Raw genomic sequence first — 9,184 nt, 5'->3', positions numbered from 1 at the left:
AGTCGCCCGTTCCGCGTGCGCGAGTCGCCCGTTTTGGGGCCGCGAGTCGCCCGTTTCCGGGTGCGAGCTCCGTACGAGTCACTCCGCGAGTCGCCGATTCCGGGCCTGTGAGTCGCCCGGAATCCGATGCGCCTCGGCTGACCATCCCGATTCGCACGACGGCGCCCTCGGCCGGGTAGGAATCGGGCGACTCGCGGACGGGAAACGGGCGACTCGCGGAGAGATCGTTCTCGAACGGTTCACGTGTGATCGCGAATCAGGTGGGGTGGTCCGGGGTACGCGCCAGACATGGCGAGCATCGGCTACTTCCTGTCCTGCGAGCAGTTCGGCCCCAAGGAGCTCATCGACCAGGCCCGCCGCGCCGAGGACGCGGGCTTCCAGCGGTTGTGGATCTCCGACCACTTCCATCCGTGGAACGACGAGCAGGGGCAGAGCCCCTTCGTCTGGGGGGTGATCGGAGCGCTGTCGGAGGCCACCTCACTGCCCGTCACGACGGCGGTGACGTGCCCCACCTTCCGGATCCACCCGGCGATCATCGCGCAGGCCGCAGCGACCGCGGCCGTCCAGCTCGACGGCCGGTTCGTGCTCGGCGTGGGCAGTGGCGAGGCTCTCAACGAGCACGTGCTGGCCGACCACTGGCCCTCGATCGGGGTCCGGCTGGAGATGCTGGAGGAGGCGATCGAGATCATCCGGCTCCTCCACGAGGGCGAGGAGATCAGCCACCACGGCACGTACTACGAGGTGCAGGAGGCGAAGATCTACACGCGCCCGGAGCAGCCGGTGCCGATCTACGTGTCGGGCTTCGGGGCGCAGGCCGTGGAGCTGGCCGGCCGGATCGGGGACGGGCTGTGCACCACGATGCCCGACAGCGACCTGCTGCGGGTCTTCCGGGAGGCGGGCGGCGAGGGCAAGCCGACCCAGGCCGGCACGAAGGTCTGTTGGGACCGGGACAAGGAGAGGGCGCTGGAGACGGCGCACCGGATCTGGGGGAACGAGGCGCTGCCCGGGCAGCTCGCCCAGACCCTGCCGCGGCCCCGTGACTTCATGGACGCCCATTCGCTCGTCCCGCGCGAGGCGATCCGCGAGTCCATGACCTGCGGCGACGATCCCGAGAAGCACGTGGCGCAGATCCAGGAGTACGTCGACGCGGGCCTCGACGAGGTCTACGTGCAGCAGATCGGCCCCGACCTCGACGGCTTCTTCGACGCCTGGAGCAAGGAGGTGCTGCCGACGTTCCACTAGGGGTCGGTGGGGCGGTCGGCGGGGCCGGTGCGGCATGGGCTTCGACCACCTGGGACTATGTGTGGCCGGTGGTGTGTTGACATCATCAGAGACCGCATCGGCCAGGTAGTTCACGTGCCGCAGGCCCCGCGGGCTCGCCCGCGGGAGTGCCGTTCGCGCTCCCGTTTCACTGCGACGGAAGACGATCTGTGACGCTGCCCCTCAACGGGACCCTGAACGACCACCAGTCCGACCTCCCCCGGTTCTCCGACCTCCCACTCCGCCCCGAGCTGCTGGCCGTGGTCGAGGAGCTGGGTTACACGCACCCCAGCCCCATCCAGGCCGAGTCGATCGCGCCCCTCGTCGAGGGACGTGACCTGCTCGGTCAGGCAGCGACGGGCACCGGCAAGACGGCGGCGTTCGCGCTGCCGATGCTGGAGCGCCTCGCTGAGCAGCGCCCTGAGCGCAGCCGCGGCGACGCGCCCTTCGGCCTGATCCTCGCCCCCACCCGTGAGCTGGCGCTGCAGGTGTCCGAGGCCGTCACCCGGTACGGGTCACGGCTGGGCGCGCGCGTCCTCACGGTGTATGGCGGCGCGCCCGCCGGCCCTCAGTGGAAGGCGCTGCAGGCAGGCGTCGACATCGTGGTGGCCACCCCCGGCCGCGCGATCGACCTGATGAACCGCGGTGCGCTGCACCTGCACGACCTCGAGATCGTCGTGCTCGACGAGGCCGACGAGATGCTCGACATGGGCTTCGTCGAGGACATCGAGACCCTGCTCGACGCCACCCCCGACACCCGGCAGGCCGTGCTGTTCTCGGCCACCATGCCGCGTCGCATCGAGACCCTCGCACAGAAGTACCTGCGCGAGCCCGTCACGGTGCGGATCCGGCGCGAGTCGGTGCCGGACGGCGAGGCACCCAAGGTCCGGCAGACCGCGTACCTCGTTCAGCGCACCCACACCACCGCCGCGCTGGGCCGCGTGCTCGAGGCCGAGCGGCCGACCGCGGCGATCGTGTTCTGCCGCACCCGTCTCGACGTCGACGCCGTCACCGAGACCCTCACCGCTCGCGGCCTGCGGGCCGAGGCCCTGCACGGTGGGATGGACCAGGAGCACCGCACCCGGGTCGTCGAGCGCCTGCGCAGCGGGCGTACCGAGCTGCTGGTCGCCACCGACGTGGCCGCCCGCGGTCTCGACATCGACCTGCTGACGCACGTGGTCAACCACGACGTGCCGCAGTCGCCCGAGGCCTACGTCCACCGCATCGGGCGCGTCGGCCGCGCCGGGCGCGAGGGCGTGGCGATCACGCTGGTGCCGCCGTCGAAGGTGCATGCGCTGCGTGCCGTCGAGCGCCTCACCGGGCAGCCGATCGCGTTCGCCCCGGTGCCCACGGCCGCCGACCTGCGCGCCGCCCGGCTGGAGCGCACCTCCGCCGCGCTGCGCGAGCGGCTGGTGGCCGACCTCGGCCTCGCCTCCGGGCCGGCCCCGGTCGATCCCGGCACGGTCGAGCCCGACGCGGACACGGCTGCCCTCGACGCCGGTGCCGCCGTTGCCACGGCCGTCCCGGCCGACCATGACGGTGTGCGCGCGATGCTCGCCGGCCTCGCCGCCGAGTTCGACGCGGTCGACGTCGCCGCCGCGGCGGTGCGCCTGATGCAGGAGGCCGCCGGCTCGCCCGACGACGGCGAGGACATCCCGGTCGTCACCGCACCGCGCTCCGGCGGATCCCGCGACCCGCGCGAGAGCCGTGGCCGGGGAGGCGCGGCGGGCATCCGGCCGCCGAAGGCGGGCACCACCCGGCTGTTCGTCAACGCAGGTCGCGCCAGTGGCGTCCGGCCGCAGGACATCGTGGGCGCGCTCGCCAACGAGTCGAATCTGTCGGGCCGCGACATCGGCGCGATCCAGATCCACGAGCGGCACGCGCTGGTGGAGATCCCCGAGCACGCCGCCGACGACGTGCTGCGCAGTCTGCGGGGCAGCACCACGCTGAAGGGTCGCCGGGCCAACGTCCGTCGCGACCGCGGGTTCGCCTCGGCCGGCGCCGGCCGTCCGCGCCGCGACTGAGCGCTCAGCACGTCACGGAGAGCCGTACCGCTGTTCGCAGCGGTGCGGCTCTCCGCGTGTCAGCGGCGCCGGCTCACGAAGGCCAGGGCCTCCCGGGCCACTGCAGGCCAGTCGTGGTCCGCGCCGACCGTGAGCCACTCCCGCATCGGGCGTCCCCGGCCCGCCTCGAAGGGCTCGCCCGCACCGACGTCGATCAGCTGGGCCACCCGGGCGGCGGGCAGCTTCACCACCAGCCGTTCGCGGGTGAGCATCGCGAAGATCGAGCCGTCGACCTTCAACGCCGCGGAGCCGAACCCACGGCCGCGCTCCGCGCCGGGCGGGGTGACGCCGGGCTCGGCGGCGAGCTCGGCCACGAGCGCGGCGAACCGGTCCGCGGGCTGCACGCCTCTGATCCAAGCGCACCCCGGCGCGGCGGCACCAGAGCCGACACCGGCTCGCGCCACCACATCACCCGGCTGAGCCCCCGGTTGTCGTTTCCCGGACGCACCGGTAGGAGTTGACCCCCACGAGCTCGAGGGGGAGCCATGGCCGAGGCGGTCGCCACCACGGACCCGGTGGTCGAGTCAGCGGTGCGCAAGGCCATGTGGCGGCTGCTGCCGTTCCTGGGCCTGTGCTACCTGCTCAACTACGTCGACCGCGTCAACGTCGGGTTCGCCGCCCTGACCATGAACCGCGACCTCGGACTCTCCGCAGCGGCGTACGGCCTCGGCGCCGGGCTGTTCTTCGTCGGCTACTTCTTCTTCGAGGTGCCGAGCAACGTGATCCTGCACCGCGTCGGTGCCCGCCTGTGGATCGCCCGCATCATGATCACCTGGGGCGTGGTGGCGTCCGCCACGGCGTTCGTGCAGGGCGAGATCAGCTTCTACGTCGTGCGGTTCCTGCTCGGCATCGCCGAGGCCGGCTTCTTTCCCGGCATCATCCTCTACCTGACGTACTGGTTCCCCCGGGCGCGGCGGGCGAAGGTCGTGGCACTGTTCTTCCTGGCCGTCCCCCTGTCGTCGGTGCTCGGGGCGCCGCTGTCCACCCTCCTCATCCAGAACGGCGGCGGCCTGCTCGGCTTCGACGCGGGGTGGCGCTTCATGTTCTTCGTCGAGGGCATCCCGGCGGTGCTCGTGGGCGTGCTGGTGCTGGTGCTGCTGCCGGACCGCCCGACTCGGGCCCGCTGGCTCTCCGCCCCGGAGCAGCAGGCCCTGGAGCGCCGGATCGCGGACGAGGACGCCGCCCAGGTGCCGCAGGAGACGGGTATCCGGGCCGGCCTGCGGGACCGGCGCGTCGTGGCGCTGTCGACGGTGTACTTCGGCGTCGTGTTCGGGCTCTACGTGCTCGCGTTCTTCCTCCCGCAGGTGGTGTCGGACCTGCAGGAACAGTTCGACATCACGTTCTCGCTCGTCGAGATCGGGCTCATCACCGCCGTGCCGTACGCCGTCGCGTCGGTCGCGATGGTGCTGAACGCGCGGCACTCCGACCGCACCGGGGAACGGCGCCTGCACATCGCGGTGCCCGCGTTCCTCGGCGCTGCGGGCGTAGCGGTCGCGCTGTACCTGGACTCGCCCTACCTCGTGATGGCCGCGATGACGGTGTGCGCGGTGGGCGTCTACTCCGCGATCCCCGTGATCTGGCAGCTGCCGAGCGCGTTCCTCACCGGCGTCGGGGCGGCCGCGGGAATCGCACTGATCAACTCGTTCGGCAACCTCAGCGGCTTCGCCGGCCCGTACCTCACCGGCTGGCTGCAGGACCTCACCGGCAGCTTCCGCACAGGCATGTTCGTCGTGGCCGCGTTCATGGTGCTGGCCGGGGTGATCGTCCTGCGGCTCGAACGGGCTCCCGCCCCGGCCGGGCACGGCCCGGCGGAGCGTCCCGACCCGGCACGACGAGGATGATCCGACGAGAGCCGTCACCACCACAGCAGTACGGGAGGACCACCCGATGACCCAGACGTCCGACCTCCAGCCGCGCAGCCGGGACGTCACGCAGGGGCTCGAACGTGCGGCCGCCCGCGGGATGCTGCGGGCCGTCGGCATGCGCGACGAGGACTTCAGCAAGCCGCAGATCGGCATCGCGTCGAGCTGGAACGAGATCACGCCCTGCAACCTCTCGCTGCAGCGCCTCGGCGTCGCCGCCAAGGAGGGGGTGCACCGCGGCGGCGGTTTCCCGATGGAGTTCGGGACGATCTCGGTGTCCGACGGCATCTCGATGGGCCACATCGGCATGCACTGGTCACTCGTCAGCCGCGAGATCATCGCCGACTCCGTGGAGACCGTCGTGCAGGCCGAGCGGCTCGACGGCACGGTGCTGCTCGCCGGATGCGACAAGAGCCTGCCCGGGATGCTGATGGCGGCCGCGCGTCTCGACCTCGCCGCGGTGTTCGTCTACGCCGGCTCGATCCTGCCCGGGTACGTGAACGGCCGGGAGGTCAACATCGCCGACGCGTTCGAGGCGGTCGGGGCGTGCGCCCGCGGCCTGATCTCCCGCGAGGAGGTCGACGCGATCGAGCGGGCGATCTGCCCCGGTGAGGGCGCCTGCGGCGGCATGTACACGGCCAACACCATGGCCTCGGCCGCCGAGGCGCTCGGGATGGCGCTGCCCGGCTCGGCGAGCCCGCCCGCCGTCGACCGCCGTCGTGACGGGATCGCCCGCGCGTCCGGCGAGGCCGTCGTCGGGATGATCGAGAAGGGGATCACGGCCCGCCAGATCCTCACCCGGGAGGCGTTCGAGAACGCGATCGCCGTCGTGATGGCGTTCGGCGGCTCCACGAACGCGGTGCTGCACCTGCTGGCCATCGCGTGGGAGGCCGGCGTCCCGCTGGAGCTCGACGACTTCAACCGCATCGGCGACCGCGTGCCGCACCTGGCCGACGTCAAGCCGTTCGGGGCGCACGTGATGTCCACCGTCGACCAGGTCGGCGGCGTGCCGGTGGTGATGAAGGCGCTGCTGGAGGCGGGTCTGCTGCACGGCGACGCGCTCACCGTCACGGGTAGCACCGTCGCGGAGAACCTCGCCGTGATCGACCCCCCGGACCTCGACGGCAGCATCCTGCGGGCACTCGACAACCCCATCCACCCCACCGGCGGCATCACGATCCTGCGCGGCTCGCTCGCCCCGGAGGGGGCCGTGGTGAAGAGCGCAGGCTTCGACTCGTCCCGGTTCGAGGGCACGGCCCGGGTGTTCGACGGCGAGCAGGGCGCGATGACGGCCGTTGAGGACGGCACGCTGCAGCCCGGCGACGTCGTCGTGATCCGCTACGAGGGCCCGCGCGGCGGGCCGGGGATGCGGGAGATGCTCGCCGTCACCGGTGCGATCAAGGGTGCCGGTCTGGGCAAGGACGTCCTGCTGCTCACCGACGGGCGGTTCTCCGGGGCCACCACCGGCCTGTGCGTGGGACACGTGGCGCCCGAGGCCACCGACGGCGGCCCGATCGCGTTCGTGAAGGACGGCGACACGGTCGTGCTCGACATGCAGCGCCGCACCCTCGACCTGCTCGTGGACGACGCCGAGCTGGCCCGCCGCCGGGAGGCATGGTCACCCCCCGAGCCCACCCTGCGCACCGGGGTGCTGGGCAAGTACGCGAAGCTCGTCGGCTCGGCGGCGCAGGGAGCCGTCTGCAGCTGACCTCGCCGGGGAAGAAACGGGCGACTCGCGCACACGGAACGGGCGACTCGCGCACACGGAACGGGCGACTCGCGCACGCGGAACGGGCGACTCGCGCACGCGGAACGGGCGACTCGCGCACGCGGGACGGGCGACTCGCAGGTGTGCAGCGCCACGCCCCCGCGAGTCGCCCGGATTTGCCGCGCGAGTCGCCCGGTTTCGGCGCGCGAGTCGCCCGAATCCGCCGCGCGAGTCGCCCGGGTTCCGTGGAGGCGGCCGTTGATCGGTGCGGGATCCGTGTGTTCGCCCTCTGCCGGGCCGAAAGCGGGGTCTCGCAGTGATCATCGCCGCTCGAGGAACGTCATCGGCGGGGAGATCGGGGCGTGGGTGCTGGGTTAGCTTGGCCCGGAGTTGGTCGTCGGACGCTTCGCCAGCAGATTTCCGGGAGGTCCCCATGATCGGTGCCACCACGTGAGCGGCCCCGTGCCGCAGCCGGGCCCGTCCCGGGTGGTGGACGAGGCCACGGGGCACGTCGGCCCCATCGACGCCTCGCTCACCCCGCGCTACGCCGGGCCGGCCACCTTCGCGCTGCTCCCTCGGCTCGGGGAGGTGACCAGTGCCGACGTCGCCGTGCTGGGCGTCCCGTTCGACACCGGGGTCAGCTACCGGCCCGGTGCGCGGTTCGGGCCGTCGCACGTGCGGGAGAGCTCGCGGCTGCTCCGGCCCTACAACCCGGCCACCGGGCTGGCGCCGTTCGCGGTGCAGCAGGTGGCCGATGCCGGTGACCTCGCCGTCAACCCCTTCGACATCGCGGAGGCGATCACCGCGATCGAGCGGGGAGCCGATGCCCTCGGCGGCTCGGGGACGCGGCTGCTGACGATCGGCGGGGACCACACCATCGCGCTGCCGCTGCTGCGTTCCGTCGCGCGCCGGCACGGCCCCGTCGCGCTGGTGCACTTCGACGCCCACCTCGACACCTGGGACACCTACTTCGGCGCGCCCTACACCCACGGCACCCCGTTCCGTCGCGCTGCGGAGGAGGGGCTGCTCGACCCGGAGGCCGGCCTGCACGTGGGCATCCGTGGCCCCGTGTACGGCTCGGGTGACCTCGACACCGACCTGCACCTCGGCTTCGCCACCGTGACGTGCCCGGACATCGAGGCCGAGGGGATGCGCGGGGTGTTCGAGCGCATCCGGGCCAGGGTGGGGGACCGGCCGGTGTACGTCTCGGTCGACATCGACGTGCTCGACCCCGCACACGCCCCCGGTACCGGCACACCCGAGGCAGGCGGGATGACCAGCCGCGAGCTGCTGGCCGCGCTGCGCGTGTTCGGTGGGCTGAACCTGGTGGGGGCCGACATCGTGGAGGTGGCTCCCGCCTATGACCACGCGCAGCTCACGGGGATCGCCGCCGCGCACGTCGGCTACGAACTGCTGTGCGCGATGGGCGAGCGCGCAGTGTCGGCCCCGTGACAGCGGCGCCGCTCCGCCTCGTCTGACGTCACGCCCGGAACGGGAACTGTTTGCTCCGCGATGTGGTTCTTCCCGTCGTGGTGGAACACGTCCTGGACAACGCCGTGTGGGCTGCGCTCACAGGAGCGCACGCCGACCTCGCAGAACGACGGGGCCGCGCGGCCCGCTATCGGCCGGACGTGTCGCCGTTCGCCGCCCTGCCCAGCGAGCCGGGCGAGGGGGACTGGGCCGACCTCGCCGCCATCGTCGGCCCGAGCGGGGAGATCGTGATCACCGGCCGCCCGCGCACGCCGCCGTCCGGCTGGGAGGTCCTCGGCGCGGGCGAGGGAGTGCAGATGGAGGGCTCTGCGCTGGAGGTTCGCCCCGATCCCGAGGCCGTCCTGCTCGGTGCTGCCGACGTGCCGGAGATGCTGGACCTGGTGGCCCGCACGCGTCCCGGCCCGTTCGAGCCGAACACCCGCCTGATGGGCACCTACCTCGGGATCCGCGACGGTGGCGCACTCGTCGCCATGGCCGGGGAGCGGGTGCGCCCGCCGGGCTGGTCGGAGATCAGCGCGGTGTGCACCGACCCGGCCTACCAGGGCCGGGGCCTGGCGTCCCGGCTCCTCCGCGCGGTCGGCGCGGTGATCCGGGAGCGGGGCGACGTTCCGTTCCTGCACGCGGCGGGGAGCAACGCCACGGCGATCCGGCTCTACGAGCACCTGGGCTTCACCCTGCGCCGCCGGGTGCAGTTCGCGGCTCTGCGCACGCCGGCCTCCGTTGCAGCAAAGCCACTTTCACGCAACGAGGTTGCATGAAAGTGGCTTTGCTGCAATTCGGGGAGGCCCTCACCGCGGGGG

At 72.6% G+C, this 9,184-nt stretch carries 7 protein-coding genes; 6 read left to right on the top strand and 1 reads right to left on the bottom strand.

Annotated features, from left to right (window positions below; genetic code table 11):
- Window positions 1–288: 288 nt before the first annotated feature.
- Window positions 289–1,242, top strand: a complete 954-nt coding sequence (locus HF577_RS35050; protein WP_169400301.1) for an LLM class F420-dependent oxidoreductase — start codon at window positions 289–291, stop codon at window positions 1,240–1,242.
- A gap of 188 nt (window positions 1,243–1,430) precedes the next feature.
- Window positions 1,431–3,284, top strand: coding sequence for a DEAD/DEAH box helicase (locus tag HF577_RS35045; protein ID WP_169400300.1), 1,854 nt, complete (start codon window positions 1,431–1,433; stop codon window positions 3,282–3,284).
- 59 nt (window positions 3,285–3,343) lie between these two features.
- Here the strand turns inward: HF577_RS35045 and HF577_RS35040 are convergent, their stop codons facing one another.
- Window positions 3,344–3,667 carry a hypothetical protein gene (locus HF577_RS35040; RefSeq protein WP_169400299.1) on the bottom strand — a complete coding sequence of 108 codons (324 nt, stop codon included), beginning with the start codon at window positions 3,665–3,667 and terminating at the stop codon, window positions 3,344–3,346.
- A 141-nt stretch (window positions 3,668–3,808) separates the two neighbouring features.
- On the opposite strand from HF577_RS35040, the gene HF577_RS35035 reads away from it, so the two are divergent.
- The 4 genes from HF577_RS35035 (at window position 3,809) to HF577_RS35020 (ending at window position 9,142) form a co-directional block, all read left to right on the top strand.
- Window positions 3,809–5,164 (top strand): MFS transporter, encoded by a 1,356-nt coding sequence (locus tag HF577_RS35035; RefSeq protein WP_169400298.1) that lies wholly within the window; start codon window positions 3,809–3,811, stop codon window positions 5,162–5,164.
- A 46-nt stretch (window positions 5,165–5,210) separates the two neighbouring features.
- Window positions 5,211–6,893 (top strand): dihydroxy-acid dehydratase, encoded by a 1,683-nt coding sequence (gene ilvD, locus HF577_RS35030; protein WP_169400297.1) that lies wholly within the window; start codon window positions 5,211–5,213, stop codon window positions 6,891–6,893.
- A 450-nt stretch (window positions 6,894–7,343) separates the two neighbouring features.
- Window positions 7,344–8,345 carry an agmatinase gene (gene speB / locus HF577_RS35025; protein WP_312859584.1) on the top strand — a complete coding sequence of 334 codons (1,002 nt, stop codon included), beginning with the start codon at window positions 7,344–7,346 and terminating at the stop codon, window positions 8,343–8,345.
- Between the two features lie 62 nt (window positions 8,346–8,407).
- On the top strand, window positions 8,408–9,142 hold the full coding sequence (locus HF577_RS35020) for a GNAT family N-acetyltransferase (RefSeq protein WP_312859583.1): 735 nt from the start codon (window positions 8,408–8,410) through the stop codon (window positions 9,140–9,142).
- The last annotated feature ends 42 nt before the right edge of the window (window positions 9,143–9,184 follow it).

Origin of the sequence: Pseudonocardia xinjiangensis, from assembly GCF_012911925.1 — a bacterium.
Lineage (GTDB): Bacteria > Actinomycetota > Actinomycetes > Mycobacteriales > Pseudonocardiaceae > Pseudonocardia > Pseudonocardia xinjiangensis.
This window is presented reverse-complemented; position numbering and strand designations above follow the sequence as displayed.

Bases quoted from the DNA above. Each gene is read 5' to 3' on its own strand.
- HF577_RS35050 (WP_169400301.1), top strand. From the start codon at position 289: ATGGCGAGCATCGGCTACTTCCTGTCCTGCGAGCAGTTCGGCCCCAAG.
- HF577_RS35035 (WP_169400298.1), top strand. From the start codon at position 3,809: ATGGCCGAGGCGGTCGCCACCACGGACCCGGTGGTCGAGTCAGCGGTG.
- ilvD (WP_169400297.1), top strand. From the start codon at position 5,211: ATGACCCAGACGTCCGACCTCCAGCCGCGCAGCCGGGACGTCACGCAG.